The following is a 22,958-nucleotide window of genomic DNA, read 5'->3' on the forward strand; positions in this document are numbered from 1 at the left end:
GTTCGTTCTGCCACATGTGAGCGAGAAGAATCGTGAAGGAAAGCGCACCGCCCGCGAGCGGCTGGCGGTCGAGCGAGCGAAGCAGCAGGCCGGGGAGAAGCGCCGCCGAGCGCTGATCGTGAGTTCCACCGTGGTCTGCGTGCTGGCCCTGGCCGGGATGATCGGCACTCTGGCCGCGAACGCGGGCCAGGGCAAGTCGGATACGGAGGGGCCGGTCAGAGCACCCTCCGGGGCGAGCGGCGGCGACAGTCCCGCCATCCCCGTCGGCCAGAAGAGCGCGAGATCGACGCTCACCGTGTGGGAGGACTTCCGCTGCCCGGCCTGCAAGAGCTTCGAGGACGCGTACCGCTCGACGATCCATGAGCTGACGGACTCCGGACAGCTGAAGGTCGAGTACCACCTCGCCACGCTGATCGACGGGAACATGGGCGGCAGCGGCTCCCTGCGCGCCGCCAACGCCTCGGCATGCGCTCAGAACGCCGGGAAGTTCCCCGCGTACCACGACGTGCTGTTCCAGAACCAGCCTCAGGAGACGAGCGACGAGTTCGCCGACAACGGCAAGCTGATCGAGCTGGCGGGCAAGGTCGACGGACTCGACACCCCCACGTTCCGGAAGTGCGTCGAGGACGGCACGCACAACAGCTGGGTGACCAAGTCCAACAAGGCCTTCCAGAGCGGCGGCTTCCAGGGCACCCCGACCGTGCTGCTGAACGGCAAGAACATCTACCAGGACCGGGCGATGACCCCGGCGAAGCTGAAGCGGATGATCCAGGAGTCGGACAAGTCGTAGCACCGGTACGGGTTTCGGGGCGCGGGGCCCGTTACCCGTTATGGAGCCGTAGCCCGGGCGGGTTGCCGCACGTCCCGCCCGGCAGGGTAGCGTCGACCCTGCCATGGAACTTGCCTATATCCCCAGCCCGTCGCGCGGTGTGGTCGAACTCGGCCCCATTCCGCTGCGCGGCTACGCGTTCTGCATCATCGCCGGCGTCTTTCTGGCCGTCTGGCTCGGAAACAAACGGTGGATCGCCCGCGGGGGCCGCTCCGGCACCGTGGCCGACATCGCCGTGTGGGCGGTGCCGTTCGGTCTCGTCGGCGGCCGGCTGTACCACGTCGTCACGGACTACCAGCTGTACTTCAGCGAGGGCGAGGACTGGGTCGACGCCTTCAAGATCTGGGAGGGCGGCCTCGGAATCTGGGGCGCCATCGCGATGGGCGGCCTGGGCGCGTGGATCGGCTGCCGCCGCCGCGGGATCCCGCTGCCCGCCTGGGCCGACGCCGTCGCCCCGGGCATCGCACTCGCGCAGGCCGTCGGACGCTGGGGCAACTGGTTCAACCAGGAGCTGTACGGGCGCGCCACGGATCTGCCCTGGGCGGTGGAGATCACGTCCTCGGACGACGGGCGCATTCCTGGTACCTACCACCCGACCTTCCTCTACGAGTCGCTGTGGTGCATCGGCGTCGCACTGCTCGTCATCTGGGCGGACCGGCGCTTCAAGCTCGGACACGGGCGGGCCTTCGCGCTGTACGTCGCCGCGTACTGCGCGGGCCGGTTCTGGATCGAGTACATGCGCGTCGACGAGGCCCATGAATTCCTCGGGCTGCGTCTGAACAACTGGACCGCGATCGTGGTCTTCCTCCTCGCCGTCCTCTACATGGTGCTGTCGGCCAAGAAGCGCCCGGGACGGGAAGAGGTCGTCGAGCCGGCAGCTGTCGCCGACGCTCCGTCCGACGACGCGAAGACCTCCGCTGAGGAGTCCGACTCTTCCGATTCCTCCGATGCTGACCACTCCGATGCGAAGCCCGACCTGAAGAAGGACGAGGCCGAGTCGGCCAAGAAGACCTGACCCCGGCTTGTACGTCGAAGGGGGCGCCCCAGTTGCTCGGGGTGCCCCCTTCGTCATGCGTCCCACACCCCGCGTCGCGCAAAAGCGCAGGTAAGTACGGCCTTCCTTGCTGGCAGAGGCGAAATTCCCGGCGTACTTTTGATGTTGTCAAGACGTGGAATCAGTCCAGTCAAGCTCTCTGGGGGAACCGGCGTGGCCATCATCGAGACCGAAGCGAGCCTGCACGAGGCGCACCGTGACAACCACACCCACCGGGACGTCAACGGTGGCTGGCTGCGTCCCGCGGTCTTCGGCGCGATGGACGGTCTCGTCTCCAACCTGGCGCTGATGACCGGGGTGGCGGGCGGTGCCGTCGCCCACCAGACGGTCGTCCTCACCGGCCTCGCGGGACTCGCCGCCGGCGCCTTCTCCATGGCGGCCGGCGAGTACACCTCCGTCGCCTCGCAGCGCGAGCTCGTCCAGGCCGAACTCGAGGTGGAGCGCAGGGAGTTGCGCAAGCATCCCCGGTGTGAGGAGTGGGAGCTGGCCGAGCTGTACGAGGCCCGGGGCGTCGCCCCCGCACTCGCCCGCGAGGTGGCCCGGCAGCTGTCGAAGGACCCCGAGCAGGCCCTCGAGATCCACGCGCGCGAGGAGCTCGGCATCGACCCTGGCGACCTGCCCTCGCCGACCGTGGCCGCCGCCTCCTCCTTCGGCTCGTTCGCGCTGGGCGCTCTGCTGCCCGTACTCCCGTATCTGCTCGGTGCGACCGCGCTGTGGCCGGCGGTGCTGCTGGCGCTGGTCGGGCTCTTCGCGTGCGGGGCGGTTGTGGCCAGGGTGACCGCGCGATCCTGGTGGTACAGCGGGCTGCGGCAGCTCGCCCTGGGCGGTGCCGCGGCGGGTGTGACGTACGCCCTGGGCAGTCTGTTCGGTGCGGCCGTATGATGGATCGGCTGAGGGTTCTATGCATGGGACTGCATAAGTAACTGTTACTCGGCGGTTTCGAATCCTTAACCACTGGGCATGAGCCGTAAGCGCTGCGGGCAATGAGGCCTGCTGTGCACCAGCGCGGTGGGCGACGTTGCCTGCCGCGTTACCCGGACCGGCGGGCATGGATCTGTCCCCGTTGGGCCCCTTATTCCACCGCCACGAGCGGTACCCCCACCGCGACCCGCGGTGTCCGCATGTTGGAACGCGGTATCCGGTTCCCGAGAACCGCTCCATCATGTAACCTGCACGAAATTTTGATCTCAGCAGAGGGCCAACGTCGTCCCTCGGCAATCTGCATATGCCACATGACGACGACGGGAGAGCCGATGCGTACGCCGCGCCAGCCGTCCCAGCATTCCGAGAATGGCCAGAAGTGGTCGTTCATGGATGCTCGCCCTGCTGCGCAGGGTATGTACGACCCCCGCAACGAGCACGACGCCTGTGGCGTCGGCTTTGTGGCGACCCTCACCGGCGAGGCGAGCCATGCGCTGGTCGAGCAGGCGCTGACCGTTCTGCGCAACCTGGAGCACCGCGGTGCCACCGGCGCCGAACCCGACTCGGGCGACGGTGCCGGCATCCTGTCCCAGGTCCCCGACGCCTTCTTCCGTGAGGTGGCCGGATTCGAGCTGCCCGAGGCCGGCGCGTACGCGGTCGGAACCGCCTTCCTGCCCGAGCACGGCGGGGCCGACGCCGTGGCGCGGATCGACGCGATCGCCGCCGACGAGGGTCTGACCGTCCTCGGCTGGCGTGACGTCCCGATCGCCCCCGAACTCCTCGGTGCCACCGCCCGCTCCACGATGCCCGCCTTCCGGCAGATCTTCGTGAGTGACGGCGTCAGCAACGGCATCGACCTCGACCGCAAGGCCTTTGTGCTGCGCAAGCGTGCCGAGCGTGAGGCCGACGTGTACTTCCCGTCGCTCTCCGCGCGCACCATCGTCTACAAGGGGATGCTGACCACCGGCCAGCTGGAGCCCTTCTTCCCGGACCTGTCCGACCGCCGCTTCGCCTCCGCGATCGCGCTCGTGCACTCCCGGTTCTCCACGAACACCTTCCCGAGCTGGCCGCTCGCGCACCCGTACCGCTTCGTCGCGCACAACGGCGAGATCAACACGGTCATGGGCAACCGCAACTGGATGCGCGCCCGTGAGTCGCAGCTGGTCTCGGACCTGTTCGGCCCGCAGGAGAAGCTGGACCGGGTCTTCCCGATCTGTACGCCGGAGGCCTCCGACTCGGCGTCCTTCGACGAGGTGCTGGAGCTGCTGCACCTGGGCGGCCGTTCGCTGCCGCACTCCGTGCTGATGATGATCCCGGAGGCGTGGGAGAACCACGACTCCATGGATCCGGCCCGGCGCGCCTTCTACCAGTTCCACTCCACGATGATGGAGCCCTGGGACGGCCCGGCCTGTGTCACCTTCACCGACGGCACCCAGGTCGGCGCGGTCCTCGACCGCAACGGACTGCGCCCCGGCCGCTACTGGGTCACCGACGACGGCCTCGTCGTCCTCGGCTCCGAGGTCGGCGTCCTCGACATCGACCCGGCGAAGGTCGTCCGCAAGGGCCGGCTGCAGCCCGGCCGGATGTTCCTCGTGGACACCGCCGAGCACCGCATCATCGAGGACGACGAGATCAAGCGGACGCTCGCGGCGGAAAACCCGTACGCGGAGTGGCTGGAAGCCGGCGAGATCGAGCTGTCCGACCTGCCCGAGCGTGAGCACATCGTGCACACCCACGCCTCGGTCACCCGCCGCCAGCAGACCTTCGGCTACACCGAGGAGGAGCTGCGCGTCATCCTCGCGCCGATGGCCAAGGCCGGTGCGGAGCCCATCGGTTCGATGGGTACGGACTCGCCGATCGCGGCCCTGTCGGACCGCCCGCGTCTCCTCTTCGACTACTTCACCCAGCTGTTCGCGCAGGTCACCAACCCGCCGCTGGACGCCATCCGCGAGGAGCTCGTCACCTCGCTGCGCTCGTCCCTCGGCCCCGCGGGCAACCTTCTGGAGCCGACCGCCGCGTCGTGCCGCAGCGTCACGCTGCCCTTCCCGGTGATCGACAACGACGAGCTGGCCAAGCTCATCCACATAAACGCCGACGGCGACATGCCCGGCATGAAGGCCGCGACCCTGTCGGGTCTCTACCGGGTCGGCGGAGGCGGCGACGCCCTCGCGGCCCGTATCGAGGAGATCTGCACCGAGGCCGACGCCGCCATAGAGAACGGCGCCCGACTGATCGTCCTCTCGGACCGGCACTCCGACGCCGAGCACGCGCCGATCCCGTCGCTGCTGCTCACCGCGGCCGTCCACCACCACCTCATCCGTACGAAGCAGCGCACCCAGGTGGGCCTGCTCGTCGAGGCCGGCGACGTCCGCGAGGTCCACCACGTGGCCCTGCTCATCGGCTACGGCGCCGCGGCCGTGAACCCGTACCTCGCGATGGAATCCGTCGAGGACCTCGTCCGCGCAGGCACGTTCCTGCCCGGCATCGAGCCCGAGAAGGCCATCCGCAACCTGATATACGCCCTCGGCAAGGGCGTCCTCAAGGTCATGTCCAAGATGGGCATCTCGACCGTCGCCTCCTACCGCGGCGCCCAGGTCTTCGAGGCCGTCGGCCTCGACCAGGCCTTCGTCGAGAAGTACTTCAACGGCACCGCCACCAAGATCGGCGGCGTCGGCATCGACGTCATCGCCAAGGAGGTCGCCGCCCGCCACGCCAAGGCGTACCCGGCGAGCGGTATCGCGCCCGCGCACCGCGCCCTCGACATAGGCGGCGAGTACCAGTGGCGCCGCGAGGGCGAGCCGCACCTGTTCGACCCGGACACGGTGTTCCGCCTCCAGCACTCGACGCGTACGCGCCGCTACGACATCTTCAAGCAGTACACGGACCGCGTGAACGAGCAGTCCGAGCGGCTGATGACGCTGCGCGGCATGTTCGGCTTCAAGTCGGACCGCGAGCCGATCTCCATCGACGAGGTCGAGCCGGTCAGCGAGATCGTCAAGCGCTTCTCCACCGGCGCCATGTCGTACGGCTCCATCTCCAAGGAAGCCCACGAGACGCTCGCCATCGCCATGAACCAGTTGGGTGGCAAGTCCAACACCGGTGAGGGCGGCGAGGACGCGGACCGGCTGTACGACCCGGCGCGCCGTTCGTCGATCAAGCAGGTGGCGTCCGGTCGCTTCGGCGTGACGAGCGAATACCTCGTCAACTCCGACGACATCCAGATCAAGATGGCCCAGGGCGCCAAGCCGGGCGAGGGCGGCCAGCTGCCCGGCCACAAGGTCTACCCGTGGGTCGCCAAGACCCGGCACTCGACGCCGGGCGTGGGGCTCATCTCCCCGCCGCCGCACCACGACATCTACTCCATCGAGGACCTGGCCCAGCTGATCCACGACCTGAAGAACGCGAACCCGCAGGCGCGGATTCACGTGAAGCTGGTCTCCGAGGTCGGTGTCGGCACGGTCGCCGCGGGTGTTTCCAAGGCTCACGCCGATGTCGTACTGATCTCGGGTCACGACGGTGGTACGGGCGCGTCCCCGCTGACGTCGCTCAAGCACGCCGGTGGTCCCTGGGAGCTCGGCCTCGCCGAGACCCAGCAGACGCTGCTGCTCAACGGCCTGCGTGACCGCATCGTCGTGCAGACCGACGGCCAGCTGAAGACCGGCCGTGACGTCGTCATCGCCGCGCTGCTCGGCGCCGAGGAGTTCGGTTTCGCGACCGCGCCGCTCGTCGTCTCCGGCTGCGTCATGATGCGCGTCTGTCACCTGGACACCTGCCCGGTCGGCATCGCCACGCAGAACCCGACCCTGCGGGACCGGTTCACGGGCAAGGCCGAGTACGTCGTGAACTTCTTCCAGTTCATCGCCGAGGAGGTCCGCGAGCTCCTCTCCGAGCTGGGCTTCCGCTCCATCGAGGAGGCCGTCGGCCACGCCGAGACGCTCGACGTCACGCGGGCCATCGACCACTGGAAGGCGCAGGGCCTGGACCTGGAGCCGCTGTTCCACGTGCCCGAGCTGCCCGAGGGCGCGGTGCGCCGCCAGGTCGTCGGGCAGGACCACGGCCTGGAGAAGGCGCTCGACAACGAGCTGATCAAGCTCTCCGCCGACGCCCTGGCCGCGGCCGGCGCGACCGACGCCCAGCCGGTCCGCGCCCAGGTCCCGATCCGCAACATCAACCGCACGGTCGGCACCATGCTCGGCCACGAGGTGACGAAGAAGTTCGGTGGCGCGGGCCTGCCCGACGACACCATCGACATCACCTTCACGGGTTCGGCGGGCCAGTCCTTCGGCGCCTTCCTGCCGCGCGGTGTCACGCTGCGCCTGGAGGGCGACGCCAACGACTACGTCGGCAAGGGCCTGTCCGGCGGGCGCCTGATCGTCCGCCCGGACCGGGGCGCCGACCACCTCGCCGAGTTCTCGACGATCGCGGGCAACACCATCGCGTACGGCGCGACCGGCGGTGAGCTGTTCCTCCGGGGCCGTACGGGCGAGCGGTTCTGCGTCCGCAACTCCGGCGCGACCGTCGTGTCCGAGGGCGTGGGCGACCACGGCTGCGAGTACATGACCGGCGGTCACGCGGTGATCCTCGGCGAGACGGGCCGCAACTTCGCGGCCGGTATGTCGGGCGGCATCGCCTACGTGATCGACCTGAACCGCGACAACGTGAACGTCGGCAACGTCGGCGCCATCGAGAAGCTGGACGACACCGACAAGCAGTGGCTGCACGACGTGGTGCGCCGCCACGCGGAGGAGACCGGCTCCACGGTCGCCGGGAAGCTCCTCGCCGAGTGGTCCGAGTCGGTGGACCGCTTCAGCAAGATCATCCCCAGTACGTACAAGGCAGTGCTCGCCGCCAAGGACGCCGCCGAGCGAGCCGGGCTCTCCGAGTCCGAGATCACCGAGAAGATGATGGAGGCGGCGACCAATGGCTGATCCCAAGGGCTTTCTCAACCACGGCCGCGAGGTCGCCAAGAGCCGTCCCGTCGAGGAGCGCGTCAAGGACTGGAACGAGGTCTACGTCCCCGGCTCGCTGCTGCCGATCATCTCCAAGCAGGCCTCGCGCTGCATGGACTGCGGTATCCCGTTCTGCCACAACGGCTGCCCGCTGGGGAACCTGATCCCCGAGTGGAACGACTACGCGTACCGCGAGGACTGGCACGCCGCGAGCGACCGTCTGCACGCGACGAACAACTTCCCGGAGTTCACCGGGCGGTTGTGCCCCGCCCCGTGCGAGTCGGCGTGCGTCCTCGGCATCAACCAGCCCGCCGTGACCATCAAGAACGTCGAGGTCTCGATCATCGACAAGGCCTGGGACAGCGGCGATGTCGCACCCCAGGCACCGGAGAGGCTGTCCGGCAAGACGGTCGCGGTCGTCGGCTCGGGCCCGGCGGGCCTGGCGGCGGCGCAGCAGCTGACGCGCGCCGGTCACACGGTCGCGGTGTACGAGCGCGCGGACCGTATCGGTGGTCTCCTCCGCTACGGCATCCCCGAGTTCAAGATGGAGAAGCGGCACATCAACCGCCGTATCGAGCAGATGCGCGCGGAGGGCACCCGCTTCCGTACGGGCATCGAGATCGGCCGCGACATGAAGGCGACGGACCTGCGCAAGCGGTACGACGCCGTGGTCATCGCGGCCGGGTCGACCGTCTCGCGTGACCTCCCCGTCCCCGGGCGTGAGCTGAACGGCATCCACTTCGCGATGGAGTACCTGCCGCTGGCCAACAAGGTGCAGGAGGGTGACTACGTGTCGCCTCCGATCACCGCCGAGGGCAAGCACGTCGTGGTCATCGGCGGCGGCGACACGGGCGCGGACTGCGTGGGCACCGCCCACCGTCAGGGCGCGGCCTCCGTCACGCAGCTGGAGATCATGCCGCGGCCGGGCGAGGAGCGGAACCCGGGCCAGCCCTGGCCGACCTTCCCCATGCTCTACAAGGTCACCTCCGCGCACGAGGAGGGCGGTGAGCGGGTCTACTCCGTCTCGACCACCCACTTCGAGGGCGACGAGGACGGCAACGTGCAGTGGCTGCACCTTGTCGAGGTCGAGTTCGTGGACGGCAAGCTCAACCAGAAGCCGGGTACGGAGCGGAAGATTCCGGCTCAGCTGGTCACGCTGGCGATGGGCTTCACCGGGATCGACCAGGAGAACGGGCTGGTCTCGCAGTTCGGCCTGGAGCTCGACGCGCGCGGCAATGTCGCCCGTGACGGCGACTTCCAGACGAACGTTCCTGGTGTGTTCGTGGCGGGTGACGCCGGCCGCGGCCAGTCGCTGATCGTCTGGGCCATCGCGGAGGGCCGCTCGGCCGCCCGCGGAGTCGACCGCTTCCTCACGGGCGCGAGCGACCTCCCGGCCCCCATCCGCCCGACGGACCGCGCCCTCGCGGTCTGACGGCCCTCAAAGCGTCCCGTACAAAGGCGTACGGAACACACAACGCCCGCCCCTTGTCCCCGACCGGACGCTGGGCGGGCGTTGTGGTGTTCTTCGCCCCCGCCGCCCCTGCCCGTCCCATCCCGGGGCCAGCCCCGGGCCCCGCTGGGGGCTGCGCGCCCCCAGACCCCCATCGGGGCTGCGCCCCTGGCCCCGCTCGGGGCGCTGCCCCGGACCCCGTTTCGGGGGCCAGCCCCCGGACCCCCGGTCCTCAAACGCCGGACGGGCTGATTGTTCGCGGCTCGGGCTGACATTTCGCCGGACGGCTTTCCCCGGACGGCGCTGATTTCCGCCGGACGGGCTGAATTTCAGCCCGTCTGGGGGCACCTCTGGGGGCACCCCCAGCGGTAGCTGGGGGAGTTTGAGGACGAGGCCGCCAGGCCGATAGCGGGGGTCTGGGGGCTACGCCCCCAGCGGGGTCCAGGGGCGGAGCCCCTTGGTATGGGACGGGTAGGGGCGGCGGGGGCGAGAAAACCCGCGGCCGCCGACCGGCTACTTCGGCACCCGGAACGTTTCTCCGTACATCGACCACTCCAGCGGAGTGTCGAGGTCAAGATTCCCGTCGTACAGGAAACGCCGCTGTGCCGTATCGATTCGGCTCGTGTCGCGGTGGTGCTTCCGCGACTTCATCGCGTCGCGACGGATGTCCAGGAAGATGTCGAGGTACGGCTTCTCCTTGCCGCCCTGCGCAGGCGTGTCCGCCTCGGAGACGGCCCGCTCCCGCAGCCCGTAGAAGCCGGTCGCACCGGTGCCGGGACCGTGCATGACCATGGCGTCGTAGTAGATGAACTGACCGAGCGTACCGAGACCGTCGAGCTTGGCGAGGCGCACCGCGGGCTCGAAGTAGACACGGTCGCGCTCGGCGTTCTGGGCCTCCTGGAAGGCCCTCACCTCCGCCTCCTTCTTCCAGGCCGCGGTGAAGCCGGGGTCCAGGCCCTCGTGGGAGTCCGTACCGTCCACCTTGCGCAGAGCGGGCAGATAACGCGCGAGCCCGTTGTCCGGGTGGGCCTTCGTATAGCGCTCCACGAGGACGAGGAGATCGTGCGTACCCGTACAGAAGCCGACGATGCCCGCGGTGTAGCCCTGACCGTCGCCGATGTCCTCGATATAGCCGTACTGCTCACGCCACTTCAGCGTGGAGTTCTCCGCGCTGGTCACAAGCTTGTTGGCGAGCTCCTTCTTCTCCGGCGCGGCAAGCCCGGGCGGCAGATCCGCGATCACCGCGTCCTCGGCCGCCCGCCCGCTCGACTGCGAAGCCGACGGCCGTCCCTCGGAGCCGTCCGACTCCGTGTCGGGCGTGAAGAAGTAGACCGTAGCCGTCACAAGGACGGGCACGGCAGCGAACAACAGACAACCAGCACGCTTCATGGCGCTCAGGGTACGTTCCGCCGTACGCCGGCTTGGCGAGTGGTTCCCCGAGCTAGGCTCCATCGGTCAGCCCCTGACCGAAAGGAGCCGGTGTGGCCGGGATCAGCCTCAGAAAGGTGGAGGAGACGGCGCCCGCGCTGGTCTCCCTCTACAAGAGCGCGGGAGCGAGCCTCGCCGAGCGGGGGCTGAGCGGACAGCGGGCCGCCGTCTATCTCGTCGTCGACTACTCGGGCTCGATGAAGCCGTACTACAAGGACGGCAGCGTACAGGCGCTCGCCGACCGGGTGCTGGGCCTCTCGGCGCACTTCGACGACGACGGGACCGTACCCGTGGTGTTCTTCTCCACGGACATCGACGCGGTGACGGACATCGCGCTCGACAATCATCAGGGTCGTATCGAACAGATCGTCGCGGGCCTCGGCCACATGGGCAAGACCAGCTACCACCTGGCCATGGACGCGGTCATCGACCACTACCTGGACAGCGGCTCCAAGGACCCGGCCCTGGTCGTCTTCCAGACCGACGGCGGCCCGATCAACAAACTCGCCGCCGAGCGGTACCTGTGCAAGGCCGCGAAACTCCCCCTCTTCTGGCAGTTCATCGGCTTCGGCGACGCGACGAGCAAGCAGTTCGACTTCCTCCGCAAGCTCGACGAACTCGCGGTGCCGGGCAAGCGGATCGTCGACAACGCCGGTTTCTTCCACGCCGGTTCGGACCCGCGACGAGTCTCCGACCGCGAGTTGTACGACCGTCTGGTGGCCGAGTTCCCGCAGTGGCTGTCGGCGGCCCGGGCGCAGGGCATCGTCCACTGACCGAGCGCTCGCCGCCCCGTTGGATTTGTGTGATCGTCGTGTCACTCTGGGAGGATCTGCGGCGAGAGGCGGCTTATGGGCGCGCGATCGGCGGACCGGCACGGCAGCGGCGGGCGGCCGGTGCAGACGGGCAAGGGCGAGCGGCTGGCGGACTGGGCCGACGGACGGCTCGGGGTCTACGGCCTTGCCAAGGCCCAGATGCGCAAGGTGTTCCCGGACCACCCGTCCTTCATGCTGGGTGAGATCTGCCTCTACACCTTCCTCATCCTGATCCTCACGGGCGTCTACCTCACCCTGTTCTTCGAGCCGAGCAGCGCCGAGACCGTCTACCACGGTTCGTACGAGCCCCTGAACGGCATCATCATGACCAGGGCGTACGAGTCCACGCTCGACATCAGCTTCGACGTACGCGGCGGACTCCTCATCCGGCAGATCCACCACTGGGCGGCGGTCGTGTTCGTCGCCGGGATGCTCATCCACATGATGCGGGTGTTCTTCACCGGGGCGTTCCGCAAGCCGCGCGAGCTGAACTGGCTGTTCGGCTGGACGCTGCTGTTCCTCGGCATCATCACCGGGCTGACCGGCTACTCGCTCCCCGACGATCTGCTCTCCGGCACGGGCCTGCGCTTCGCCCAGGGTGCGATCCTGTCGGTGCCGGTCGTGGGAACGTATCTCTCCTTCTTCCTCTTCGGCGGAGAGTTCCCGGGGGACGACATCATCGCCCGGCTGTACCCGATCCACATTCTGCTGCTGCCGGGGATCATGCTCGGCCTGGTGGTCGCCCATCTGATCCTGGTCTTCTACCACAAGCACACGCAGTTCCCCGGGCCCGGACGCGACCAGAAGTCCGTGGTCGGGATGCCGTTCCTGCCGGTCTATATGGCCAAGGCGGGCGGCTTCTTCTTCCTGGTCTTCGGTGTGCTGTCGGTGATGGGCGCGATCGCGACCATCAACCCCGTCTGGGCCATCGGCCCCTACCGCCCCGACCTGGTCGGCACGGGCGCCCAGCCCGACTGGTACCTCGGCTTCTCCGAGGGGCTGATCCGGGTGATGCCGGCATGGGAGATCAACGCCTTCGGCCACACCCTGGCGCTCGGCGTCTTCATCCCCTTCTCCCTCTTCCCGCTGATCATGCTCGCGATCGGCGTCTATCCGTTCATCGAAGCCTGGATCACCGGCGACAAACGCGAGCACCACATCCTGGACCGCCCGCGCAACGTCCCCACGCGCACCGGCCTCGGCGTCGCCTGGCTGAGTCTGTACGGGGTGCTGCTGATCGGCGGCGGCAACGACATCGTGGCCACGCGCTTCCATTTGTCGATCAACGTGATCACATGGTCCGTGCGGATCGGCTTCTTCGTGGTGCCCGTCCTCGCCTTCCTCATCACCAGACGGATCTGCCTCGGGCTGCAACGCCGCGACCGGGACAAAGTGCTGCACGGCAGGGAGTCCGGCACCATCAAACGACTGCCGAACGGCGAGTTCGTCGAAGTGCACGAACCGCTCTCGCAGGCCCAGCGCTACACCCTCACCCAGCACGAGCACGCCCCGCCGTACGAGGTGGGCCCGACTGTCGACGCCAACGGTGTCGTCCGGAAGGTCAGACCCACCGAGCGGCTGCGCGCCCGGCTCGCCCGCGTCATGTACGGGCCGAACACGCACGTCCCCAAACCGACCCCCGAGGAGTACCGGGAACTCACGAGCGGCGACCACCACCACTGATCCCGCCGCCGAGCACCATGGCCCGGCACTCGCCAGGACTGCCCCAGGCGGTCCGCAGGGCGCGGGCCTTGGTCAGCCACAGGGACAGGTCGTACTCCGCGGTGTAGCCGATCGCGCCATGCAGTTGCAGCGCCGTGCGCGCCGTCGCGTACGCCGCCTCACACGCCGTGACCTTGGCCGCGGCGACGTCCGCCGGGTCCATGGACAGCGCGGCGCCGAAGACGAGCGGGCACGCGAACTCCAACGCGATCTTCGCATCGGCCAGTTGATGCTTGACCGCCTGAAACGAGCCGATGGGCACGCCGAACTGGTGGCGCTGCTTGACGTACGCGACCGTCGTGTCGAGGAGCGCGAGTCCCACCCCCAACGCCTGGGCGGCGGTGGCGAGCCGGGCCCAGGTGAGGGCCCGGGGGAGGGGCGGGTTCCTGGCGAGGAGTTCACCGCCGGGGTCGAGGCGCGTGAGGCGGCGGGCCGGGTCCAGGGACATACGCACCGGGCCGTGTCCGGGGGCCAGTCGCAGTTCCTTGGCGCCGACCGCGAGGAGGACCGTGGCCATGTCACCGTCCAGGGCGTACGAACCCTCCGGCGCCACCGTCGCGATCACCTCGCCGGACGCCAGGGCTGGGAGCAGCCGCTTGGCGGCCTCCAGTTCGTTGAGCAGCACGGCCGCCGCGACCGTCTCCACCAGGGGCCCCGGCACCGCATGCCGCCCCAACTCCACGAAGGCCACGGCCAGTTCGACGGGTAGCGGCCCCACTCCCTCGTACGCCTCGGGAACCGCCAGCGCGAAGACCCCCGCGTCGGCGATACGACGCCACAGCGCGCGCCCGGCCGTGGGGTCCCCGGCGCTCCAGGACCGTATGACCGACGGCGTGTCCGCGGCCGTCAGCATCGCGTCCAGCGAGCGGGCGAAGGCCTGCTGCTCGTCGTCGAGGAGGAAGCGCATCAGCGGCGTCCCTTCGGCAGGCCGAGCAGGCGCTCGGCGATGATGTCGCGCTGGATCTCGTTGGTACCGGCGTAGACGGGACCGGCGAGCGAGAAGACGTAGCCCTCGCTCCAGTCGGTATCCGCCAGCTCGCCCTCCGGGCCCAGCAGATCGAGCGCCGTCTCGTGCAGGGCGATGTCGTACTCGGACCAGAAGACCTTGTTCAGGCTGGACTCGGGACCCAGGGGCTCGCCCTGGAGGAAGCGGGAGGCATGGGCGTAGGTGAAGAGCTGGTACGCACGGGCGCCGATCATCGCGTCGGCCACGCGGTCGCGCAGGGCCGTGTCGGTGGAGTCGCCGTGGGTGTGCCACAGGTCGATGAGCCGGTCGGCGGCGGCCAGGAAACGGCCGGGGGAGCGGAGGGTCAGTCCGCGTTCGTTGCCCGCTGTCGACATGGCGACCCGCCAGCCCTGGCCGGGCTCGCCGATCACGTCCTCGTCCGGCACGAAGACCTCGTCCAGGAAGAGCTCCGCGAAGGCCGGCTTTCCGTCGAGGCGGCCTATGGGGCGGACGGTGACGCCCGGCGCGCGCAGGTCGAACATCACATAGGTGAGCCCCTGGTGGGGCTTCGGGGTGTCGGGCTCACTGCGGAACAGGCCGAACGCGCGGTCGGCGAACGCGGCCCGCGACGACCACGTCTTCTGCCCGCTCAACAGCCAGCCACCGTCCGTGCGCACCGCCCTCGACCTGAGCGAGGCCAGGTCCGAACCGGCCTCGGGCTCGGACCACGCCTGCGCCCAGATCACCTCGCCGGACGCCATGGGCGGCAGGATCCGGGCGCGCTGCTCCTCGGTGCCGTGGTCGAAGAGGGTGGGGGCGAGGAGGCTGATGCCGTTCTGGCTGACGCGGCCGGGGGCGCCCGCCGCGTAGTACTCCTCCTCGAAGATCAGCCACTTGAGGAGGCCGACGCTCCGCCCACCGTACTCGGCCGGCCAGGACACCACCGACCAGCGGTCCGCGGCCAGTTCGGCCTCCCACGCGCGGTGCGCCGCGAAGCCCTCCTCGGTCTCCAGGGAGGGGAGGGGCGCGGGCGGTACATGCGCGGCGAGCCAGGCCCTGGCCTCGGCGCGGAACGCCTCGTCGGCGGGGGAGTGGTCCAGGTCCACGGTCACCTTCCTTGGAGTTCCTTGGAGTTCCTTGGAGTTCCTCAGCGTTCCTCGGAATCCATCGAGGCTCCGCGAAGCGAAAAACGGCCTTCCCTAACAAGTGTTTGGTAGGTTAGCGTGGCTCCATGACAGACGTCGAGGGTCCGGCGTACGTGCCAGGACACGGGCTGCTGAAGGGGCGTACGGCCGTCATCACCGCCGCCGCGGGCGCGGGGATAGGCGGCGCCACGGCACGCCGCTTCCTGGAGGAGGGTGCGCGCGTACTGATCAGCGACGCGCACGCACGGCGACTGAAGGAGTACGAGGGGGAGCTGGCGGCCGAGTTCGAGGGGGTCGCGGCGCTCGCCTGCGACGTCACCGACGAGGCGCAGGTGCAGGCGCTCTTCGACACCGCCCTGCAGCTGCACGGGCGGCTGGACATCGTGGTCAACAACGCCGGTCTGGGCGGGACTTCGGACCTCGTCGACATGACGGACGAGCAGTGGTCGAGGGTGCTCGACGTGACGCTGAACGGGACGTTCCGGTGCGTACGCGCGGCCCTGCGGGCCTTCCGCGACGGTGGACACGGTGGCGTGATCGTCAACAACGCCTCCGTCGTCGGCTGGCGCGCCCAGGTCGGCCAGGCGCACTACGCCGCCGCGAAGGCGGGCGTGATGGCGCTGACCCGGTGCGCGGCCGTGGAGGCGGCCGAGTACGGGGTGCGGGTGAACGCCGTGTCGCCCAGCCTCGCCATGCACCCCCACCTCGTGAAGGTCACCAGCCCCGAACTGCTGGAGGAGCTCACCGAGCGCGAGGCCTTCGGGCGGTATGCCGAGCCCTGGGAGGTGGCCAACGTGATCGTGTTCCTCGCGTCCGGCTATTCCTCGTACATGACGGGCGAGGTCGTCTCCGTCAGCAGCCAACACGCCTAGGACGACAGACGACAATGGAACCGTGCCTACGAAGAAGAAGCCCCAGGTGACCGCCTCGCCCGCCAGGCGCAGTGAACTCCTCGGCACCGCCGCCGAGGTCTTCGCCGAGCAGGGCTACAACGCCACCACCGTCCGCAAGATCGCCGACCACGCGGGCATGCTCGCGGGCAGCCTCTACTACCACTTCGACTCCAAGGAATCGATGCTGGAAGAGATCCTGCGGACCTTCCTGGACGAGCTGTGGGACGGGTACGACACCGTCCTGGATGCCGAGCTCGGGCCCCGGGAGACGCTGGAGGCCCTGGTCATCGAGTCCTTCCGGGAGATCGACCGGCACCGCGCGGCCGTCGCCATCTACCAGAAGGAGTCCAAGCACCTGGTGTCGCAGGAGCGCTTCGCGTTCCTCGCCGACTCGCAGCGCAAGTTCGAGAAGGCCTGGCTGAGCACGCTGGAGCGGGGGGTGGCCGCCGAGGTGTTCCGGGCGGACCTCGACATACGGCTCACCTACCGGTTCGTCCGCGACACGGTGTGGGTCGCCGCGTCCTGGTACCGGCCCGGCGGACAGCACGGCCCCGAGGAGATCGCCCGGCAGTACCTGTCGATGGTGCTGGACGGGATCGCAGTACGTACGTAACCGAACTGGGTCGCACCGGATCGACCTCGAACCGGACCGACCGTAGCCGAACTGGATCGACTTGATCTGACTGGGAGTTGTCATGGCCGAGACCTACATCGTCGAAGCGGTCCGTACGCCCGTCGGGCGGCGCAAAGGGGGCCTGAGCGGGGTGCATCCCGCCGACCTTGGCGCGCATGTGCTGAAGGCTCTCGTCGCGCGCTGCGGAGTCGACCCGGCCGCTGTCGAGGACGTCGTCTTCGGCTGTCTGGACACCGTGGGGCCGCAGGCCGGTGATATCGCGAGGACGTGCTGGCTGGCGGCCGGACTGCCCGAGGAGGTGCCGGGCGTGACGGTCGACCGGCAGTGCGGTTCGTCGCAGCAGGCCGTGCACTTCGCCGCGCAGGGTGTGCTGTCCGGCACGCAGGACCTGGTGGTCGCGGGCGGGGTCCAGAACATGACGCAGGTCCCCATCGGCTTCGCCTCCGGGCGGGCCACCGCTCCGCTGGGGCTCACGGAGGGGCCGTTCGCGGGAAGCGAGGGGTGGCGGGCCCGGTACGGGGACCAGCCGGTCAACCAGTTCGTCGGCGCCGAGATGATCGCCGCCAAGTGGGGCATCAGCCGCCTCGACCAGGAGGAGTTCGCGCTGCGGTCCCATCAGCGGGCTCTCGGGGCGATCGACGAAGGCCGCTTCGCGCGCGAGACCGTGCCGTACGGCGACGTCACGGTCGACGAAGGGCCGCGCCGGGACACCTCACTGGAGAAGATGGCGGGCCTGAAGCCGGTCATCGACGGCGGCACCATCACCGCGGCCTGTTCCTCCCAGGTCTCCGACGGTGCCGCCGCGATGCTGCTGGCCTCCGAGCGGGCGGTACGCGAACACGGCCTGACGCCCCGCGCGCGCGTGCACCACCTCTCCGTACGAGGCGAGGACCCGATCCGCATGCTCACGGCCCCGATCCCGGCCACCGCACACGCCCTCAAGAAGACCGGCCTGACCATCGACGACATCGACCTCGTGGAGATCAACGAAGCCTTCGCCCCCGTCGTCCTGGCCTGGCTGAAGGAGACGGGCGCGGATCCGGCAAAGGTCAACGTCAACGGAGGCGCGATCGCCCTCGGCCACCCGCTGGGCGCGACCGGCGTCAAGCTGATGACGACGCTGCTGCACGAACTGGAGCGCACGGGAGGCCGGTTCGGCCTGCAGACGATGTGCGAGGGGGGCGGTCAGGCGAACGTGACGATCATCGAACGGCTCTCTTGATTCAGAGGGAGCGGTACACGTCGCGCCGGTTGCCGACCTTGACGACGAGAATGATGAGCTGGCCGTCGTCGATGCAGTAAGCCACGCGGAAGTCACCGACGCGCAACCGGTACAGGTCATCGTGGCCGGAGAGCTTCTTCACGTCGGCGTCGTCGCGGTACGGATCGTCGCCGAGCCGCGTGAGCGCAGTGAGGATGCGCATGGCGCTGGTTCGGTCGATGGTCCGGAGTTGGCGCTGGGCGGTGGCCGTGAATCGGAACGCGTACTTCACGCGGCGCCCCGGTCGTCGGTCTCGCTGAACAGATCCGCAAGGACCTCGGCCATGCTCACCGTGGACTCGTCGAGGTGCTGGAGCGCTTCGCGGGCCAGCAGTTCGTCTGCCGCGTCCTCAAGCGCGTCGTAATCCGGCATGGGCACGAGCGCGGCGACCGGGGTGCCATTGCGAGTGATCACGGTCGCCTCGCCTGCCTCGGCCTTGTCGAGGATCGAGGCGAACCCTGCACGGGCTTCGCGAATGCTCTTGGTCTCGGACATACCTCGAGTGTACGCGGTGGCGTGTACAACGGTCACCGATCGGCCATAGCCAGCTCCTGAAGCACCCCCTCCGCCTCCGTCATCACGCGTTCCACCAGCTCCGCGCACGACGGCAGGTCCTCGATCACGCCGGCCACCTGGCCCGATGCCATCACCCCCAGATCCGTACGCCCCTCGACCATCGACGCGCGCAGCAGCATCGGCGTGTTCGCGGCGAGCAGGACCTGGCCCCAGGACAGGTTCTTGCCGTGCTTCATGGCGAGACCGTCGCGGATCAGCGCGGGCCAGGTGAGGCCGGAGAGCTTGCGGAACGTGGCGGCTCGGCGCACTGCCCGCGCCAGGGATCTTGTACGGCCCGCTCCCTCAAGGGAGTTGACCAGGTCCGTGCGGAGCATGCGGTGGGGCAGTCCGTCCACTTCCCTCGTCACCGTGACGTCCTTGACCGTCGCCGTCAGGTACTCGGCCTTCACGGCGTCCGGGACCGTGGAGTCCGAGGTGAGCAGGAAGCGGGTGCCCATCGCGATGCCCGCCGCGCCGTACGCGAGCGCCGCGACCAGGCCCCGGCCGTCGAAGAAGCCGCCCGCTGCCACGACCGGTATCTCCACCGCGTCCACGACCTGCGGCAACAGCACCGTCGTCGCCACCTCGCCCGTGTGCCCGCCGCCCTCGCCGCCCTGCACGATCACCGCGTCGGCGCCCCAGGCCGCGACCTTCTCGGCATGGCGGCGGGCCCCTACGGACGGGATGACGACGACACCCGCGTCCTTCAGCTCGGTGATCAGCTCACGGGAAGGCGCGAGCGCGAACGAGGCGACCTTCACGCCCTCGTCGATGATGATCCGCACCCGGTCGTGGGCATCGCCCGCGTCCGCCCGCAGGTTCACACCGAACGGCGCGTCCGTACGGGACTTGACCTCCCGGACGGCCCTCCTCAGCTCCTCCAGGCCCATGGTCGCGGAGGCCAGGATCCCCAGAGCGCCCGCGTTCGCGGAGGCGGAGACCAGCCGGGGGCCCGCGACCCAGCCCATACCGGTCTGCACGATCGGGTGGCGTACCCCGACGAGTTTCGTCAGCGTGGTCTCCATCAGCTCCTGACCTCACGGTTGCGCAGCCCCTGCGGGTCGAGCACCTCGCGTATCAACTCCAGCTCCTCCCCAGTGGGTCCGCGGGTGTACGGCACCTCCTCGGGAACCGTCAGCTCGAAGCCCGTCGCCTCCCTGACCTCCTCGACCGTCACCCCGGGATGCAGCGAGGCGAGCCGCATCGAGCGGTCCGGGGTCGCGAAGTCGAACACACCGAGGTTGGAGACGACCCGCGGTATGCGGTGGTAGCGGCTCGCCGTGGGACCGGCCGCCGCGGCGCTGTCGTACCCCACCCCGCAGATCATGTCGACCTTCTCGACGAAGACCCGGGTGGAGTGCCTGGGGACCCAGTAACTGACCGGATTGTTGAGGGTGTTGACCGGCGCGCCCCGCACCCCGAGAAGCTGCCGCGCGGGCCGCTCCCAGTCGCCTATGCAGGAGATGTTCTGGTTGCCGAACCGGTCTATCTGGCTGGCGCCCATCATCACGTGGCGTCGGCCGCCGGTGACCATCGTGAGGTGCTGCCGGTACGGCAGCCAGCCCTCCACGGTACCGTCCGGGCCGACCAGCATCGCCTCGCCGTCGGTGAGGAGCAGGTCCGGGGCGAAGGTCAGCCTGGCGAGCCGGGCGCCGACCGACGGGACGGCACCCATGGGGCTGGCCAGCACCTCGCCGTTGTCCCGCCAGGCCTCGGCGCAGGCGATCACGCAGTACTCGGCCCGCGTGACGTCGCTCAGTACCTCGCTGCTCCGTACCTCGCTCATCAGCGCTCCTCGTTCGACGCATGCCAGGCTTGTACGGCCGTCTGGTAGTCCTTCTCGCCCCCGTGCAGGAACCGCTCGGCGAACTCCGGCCAGGGCGTGGTCGCGTACAGCCGCTGGAAGTCCTCGTCCCGGTCGTAGTCGGGTGCGCAGGACGTGAAGTGCGCCCCGTTCGGGGCCTCTACGACGCCGGTCACGCTGTGCCGTTTGATCAGCAGCGTCTGCGGGGCGGCCTCCTTCGTCAGCTCGGCCGTGTCGACGATGCGCTCGCAGGAGACATACGCGGTGTCGGCCGCCTCGCAGAACAGGTCGTCGAAGTACGGATCCGGGCCCAGGTACTGCCCGTTGCCGACCCGGTCCGCTCGGTTCACATGGACCAGCGCGGCGTCCATGCGCAGGGCGGGCATGGCGACGAACGTCTCCTGGAGTCCCGTCGATGCGTCCTCGTACGGTGAAGTGACCGTCCGCAGCCCGGGGTTGACCCGCATCACGTCCGAGCCGAGGCCGGCCCGCACCGGTATGAAGGGCAGCCGGTTCGCGGCGGCGTGCAGGCCCCACATGAACATCGCCTCGTCGATCTCCATCAGTTCGAGAGCACCGCTCTCGCGCGCCGAGCGGTAGTGCGGTTCGAGGGGGATCGAGTCGAGGGTCGCGAAGGCGGCGACCAGTTTCCGTATCCGCCCGGCGGCCGCGAGCATGCCGACGTCCGGACCGCCGTACGAGACGACTGTGAGATCGGTGATCCCGGAACGGAGCAGTGCTCTCACCAGTGCCATCGGCTTGCGGCGTGACCCCCAGCCGCCGATGCCGATGGTCATCCCGCTCTCCAGACGGCCGACGACCTCCTCCGCCGACATGGTCTTGTCGCTCACCGGTCCTCCTCTCCAGATGTCTCCTGGCCGAATGTGCTCCGGACCCGGTCCGCCACTCCGCTGAGGCCCGCCTCGAAGGTGAAGCCCTGCTCGAAGCGGTAGCTGCGGCGTACGTCGACGGGGTCGATGCCGTTGATGGCGGACTTGGCGAGCCGGATCAGCTGTCCGTCTTTGGCCGCGATCTCCCGCGCCAACTCCAGGGCGGCGTCGAGGACTTCGGCACGCGGCACGACCCGCCACACCGAACCGTGCGCGTGCAGCTCGGCCGCCGTGGCCGTACGCGAGGTGTAGTACAGCGCCCGCATCAGGTGCTGTGGCACGAGGCGCGCCAGATGCGTGGCCGCGCCCAGTGCGCCCCGGTCCAGCTCGGGCAGCCCGAACGTGGCGTCGTCGCTCGCCACGATCGCGTCCGCGTTCCCCACGAGACCGATGCCGCCGCCCAGGCAGAAGCCCCGTACGGCCGCCACCACGGGCACCTCGCACTCGTACACCGCGGCGAACGCCTCGGCGCAGCCGCGGTTGGCGCCTATCAGCGCACCATGGCCCGTCGCGCCCCGCCGACCGTCCCGCTGCCGTCCGTCTCTCTCCTGCCCGTCGTGCTCCTGCCCGTCCTGCTCCCGCTGTATCTCCTTGATGTCGACACCGGCGTTGAACCCCCGCCCCTCGGCGGTCAGCACTACACAGCGGATCTCGGGGTCGCGGCCCGCCGTGCGCACGGCGTCGGCCAGGTCGAACCAGCCGTGCACCGGAAGCGCGTTCACGGGCGGGAAGTCGACCGTGACGACGGAAATCCCCTTCTCCGGGGACGAGGTGGAGACACCCATGCGCGCATCAGCTACCTTTCCACCAAACATTTGTTAGGTTCGATCTGATGTGAAGGTAACAGCGATTGCCGACCAGCGGGAGGCCCTGTGGATAACCGGGAGGACAGCCGGCAGGACAAGCGACTCGTGGTGGTCACCGGCGGAACCCGCGGCGTCGGCGCCGGGATCGCCCGGGCGTTCGCAGAGGCCGGTGCCGAGGTCGTGGCCTGCGCCCGCAGACCCCCCGAAATACCGGTCGAGGGAGTCGAGTTCATGCCCCTCGACGTGCGCGACCCGGCGGCCGTGCGCGCCTTCTTCGACGCGCTACCTCGCCTCGATGTCCTGGTCAACAACGCGGGCGGCGCCCCGTACCGGCTGCTCGACCGGGCGGACGCCGCCGAGCGGCACGCGCGCGTGATCGAGCTCAACCTCACCGCACCGCTGACCGTGTCCCTGGCGGCGTACGAACATCTCAAACGTGCCCGGGGCTCGATCGTGATGATCGGCAGCGTCGGCGGGACCCGGCCCTCTCCCGGTACGGCGGCCTACGGAGCGGCCAAGGCCGGCCTGGAGAATCTGGCCCGGTCGATGGCCGTGGAGTGGGCGCCGGACGTCCGCGTCAACACGCTGGTCGTCGGGATGGTCCGCACCGAACTGTCCCACCTCCACTACGGGGACGATGAGGGCATCGCGTCCGTGGCCCGCACGGTCCCTCTGGGCCGCCTCGCCGCTCCCTCGGACATCGGCGAAGCGGCCGTGTTCCTCGCCTCGGACGCCGCCGCGTACATCACCGGCGCCAGCCTGCTCGTGCACGGCGGGGGAGAGCGGCCCGCCTTCCTGGACGCGGCGACGGTCAACAAGGCCGCGACTGCCAACAAGAGGGTCAATAAGGGGAGTTGAG

Annotated in this window: 20 protein-coding genes; 11 read left to right on the plus strand and 9 right to left on the minus strand. The window is 69.3% G+C overall.

All coding sequences use genetic code 11. From position 1 onward, the window contains the following. The first annotated feature begins 16 nt into the window (after positions 1-16). The 5 genes from OHT21_RS35315 (at position 17) to OHT21_RS35335 (ending at position 9,185) form a co-directional block, all read left to right on the plus strand. On the plus strand, positions 17-790 hold the full coding sequence (locus OHT21_RS35315) for a DsbA family protein (RefSeq protein ID WP_328772323.1): 774 nt from the start codon (positions 17-19) through the stop codon (positions 788-790). Between the two features lie 103 nt (positions 791-893). Next, positions 894-1,844 (plus strand): prolipoprotein diacylglyceryl transferase, encoded by a 951-nt coding sequence (gene lgt / locus OHT21_RS35320; protein WP_328772324.1) that lies wholly within the window; start codon positions 894-896, stop codon positions 1,842-1,844. Positions 1,845-2,036: 192 nt separating this feature from the next. Next, complete coding sequence (locus OHT21_RS35325) at positions 2,037-2,765, plus strand: VIT1/CCC1 transporter family protein (RefSeq protein WP_328772325.1); 729 nt, start codon at positions 2,037-2,039, stop codon at positions 2,763-2,765. Positions 2,766-3,136: 371 nt separating this feature from the next. Further along, positions 3,137-7,732 carry a glutamate synthase large subunit gene (gltB, locus tag OHT21_RS35330; RefSeq protein WP_328774343.1) on the plus strand — a complete coding sequence of 1,532 codons (4,596 nt, stop codon included), beginning with the start codon at positions 3,137-3,139 and terminating at the stop codon, positions 7,730-7,732. Next, a complete protein-coding gene (locus OHT21_RS35335; protein WP_328772326.1) occupies positions 7,725-9,185 on the plus strand; it encodes a glutamate synthase subunit beta in 1,461 nt (486 codons plus the stop codon). The genes gltB and OHT21_RS35335 overlap by 8 nt, the downstream gene beginning before the upstream one ends. A 531-nt stretch (positions 9,186-9,716) precedes the next feature. Here OHT21_RS35335 and OHT21_RS35340 read toward each other — a convergent pair. Further along, positions 9,717-10,592, minus strand: coding sequence for a chitosanase (locus tag OHT21_RS35340; RefSeq protein WP_328772327.1), 876 nt, complete (start codon positions 10,590-10,592; stop codon positions 9,717-9,719). A gap of 92 nt (positions 10,593-10,684) precedes the next feature. Between OHT21_RS35340 and OHT21_RS35345 the strand changes: the two genes are divergently transcribed. Beyond that, positions 10,685-11,404: a vWA domain-containing protein gene (locus tag OHT21_RS35345; protein WP_328772328.1), complete on the plus strand. Its 720-nt coding sequence runs from the start codon at positions 10,685-10,687 to the stop codon at positions 11,402-11,404. Between the two features lie 75 nt (positions 11,405-11,479). After that, positions 11,480-13,126, plus strand: a complete 1,647-nt coding sequence (gene qcrB, locus OHT21_RS35350; RefSeq protein WP_328772329.1) for a cytochrome bc1 complex cytochrome b subunit — start codon at positions 11,480-11,482, stop codon at positions 13,124-13,126. Here qcrB and OHT21_RS35355 read toward each other — a convergent pair. Further along, positions 13,101-14,072: an acyl-CoA dehydrogenase family protein gene (locus OHT21_RS35355; RefSeq protein WP_328772330.1), complete on the minus strand. Its 972-nt coding sequence runs from the start codon at positions 14,070-14,072 to the stop codon at positions 13,101-13,103. The two genes, qcrB and OHT21_RS35355, sit on opposite strands and share 26 nt — an antisense overlap. Next, a complete protein-coding gene (locus tag OHT21_RS35360; RefSeq protein WP_328774344.1) occupies positions 14,072-15,217 on the minus strand; it encodes an acyl-CoA dehydrogenase family protein in 1,146 nt (381 codons plus the stop codon). Before OHT21_RS35360 ends, OHT21_RS35355 begins: the two co-directional genes overlap by 1 nt. Positions 15,218-15,342: 125 nt before the next feature. On the opposite strand from OHT21_RS35360, the gene OHT21_RS35365 reads away from it, so the two are divergent. The 3 genes from OHT21_RS35365 to OHT21_RS35375 all read left to right on the plus strand — a co-directional run bounded on the left by OHT21_RS35365 (position 15,343) and on the right by OHT21_RS35375 (position 18,005). Beyond that, the gene (locus OHT21_RS35365) at positions 15,343-16,128 is read left to right on the plus strand and encodes an SDR family oxidoreductase (RefSeq protein ID WP_328772331.1); all 786 of its coding nucleotides are present in this window, start codon (positions 15,343-15,345) and stop codon (positions 16,126-16,128) included. Between the two features lie 22 nt (positions 16,129-16,150). Further along, positions 16,151-16,762 carry a TetR/AcrR family transcriptional regulator gene (locus tag OHT21_RS35370; protein WP_328772332.1) on the plus strand — a complete coding sequence of 204 codons (612 nt, stop codon included), beginning with the start codon at positions 16,151-16,153 and terminating at the stop codon, positions 16,760-16,762. Positions 16,763-16,844: 82 nt separating this feature from the next. Next, positions 16,845-18,005, plus strand: coding sequence for an acetyl-CoA C-acetyltransferase (locus OHT21_RS35375; RefSeq protein ID WP_328772333.1), 1,161 nt, complete (start codon positions 16,845-16,847; stop codon positions 18,003-18,005). A gap of 1 nt (position 18,006) precedes the next feature. Here OHT21_RS35375 and OHT21_RS35380 read toward each other — a convergent pair whose 3' ends face one another. Genes OHT21_RS35380 through OHT21_RS35405 form a run of 6 tightly spaced genes read right to left on the minus strand, consistent with a single transcriptional unit; the run spans position 18,007 to position 22,078 of the window. Beyond that, on the minus strand, positions 18,007-18,276 hold the full coding sequence (locus OHT21_RS35380) for a type II toxin-antitoxin system RelE family toxin (protein ID WP_328772334.1): 270 nt from the start codon (positions 18,274-18,276) through the stop codon (positions 18,007-18,009). Continuing rightward, positions 18,273-18,539, minus strand: a complete 267-nt coding sequence (locus OHT21_RS35385) for a type II toxin-antitoxin system Phd/YefM family antitoxin (RefSeq protein WP_328772335.1) — start codon at positions 18,537-18,539, stop codon at positions 18,273-18,275. The genes OHT21_RS35380 and OHT21_RS35385 overlap by 4 nt, the downstream gene beginning before the upstream one ends. A 32-nt stretch (positions 18,540-18,571) precedes the next feature. Continuing rightward, positions 18,572-19,624, minus strand: coding sequence for an NAD(P)H-dependent flavin oxidoreductase (locus OHT21_RS35390; protein ID WP_328772336.1), 1,053 nt, complete (start codon positions 19,622-19,624; stop codon positions 18,572-18,574). Further along, on the minus strand, positions 19,624-20,385 hold the full coding sequence (locus OHT21_RS35395) for a CoA-transferase subunit beta (RefSeq protein ID WP_328772337.1): 762 nt from the start codon (positions 20,383-20,385) through the stop codon (positions 19,624-19,626). Before OHT21_RS35395 ends, OHT21_RS35390 begins: the two co-directional genes overlap by 1 nt. Then, a complete protein-coding gene (locus OHT21_RS35400; protein WP_328772338.1) occupies positions 20,385-21,254 on the minus strand; it encodes a CoA transferase subunit A in 870 nt (289 codons plus the stop codon). The genes OHT21_RS35395 and OHT21_RS35400 overlap by 1 nt, the downstream gene beginning before the upstream one ends. Further along, positions 21,251-22,078 (minus strand): enoyl-CoA hydratase family protein, encoded by an 828-nt coding sequence (locus OHT21_RS35405; RefSeq protein ID WP_328772339.1) that lies wholly within the window; start codon positions 22,076-22,078, stop codon positions 21,251-21,253. The genes OHT21_RS35400 and OHT21_RS35405 overlap by 4 nt, the downstream gene beginning before the upstream one ends. 87 nt (positions 22,079-22,165) lie before the next feature. Between OHT21_RS35405 and OHT21_RS35410 the strand changes: the two genes are divergently transcribed. Next, positions 22,166-22,957: an SDR family oxidoreductase gene (locus tag OHT21_RS35410; protein WP_328772340.1), complete on the plus strand. Its 792-nt coding sequence runs from the start codon at positions 22,166-22,168 to the stop codon at positions 22,955-22,957. Position 22,958 lies beyond the last annotated feature (1 nt).

It is taken from the genome of Streptomyces sp. NBC_00286 (assembly GCF_036173125.1).
GTDB lineage: Bacteria > Actinomycetota > Actinomycetes > Streptomycetales > Streptomycetaceae > Streptomyces.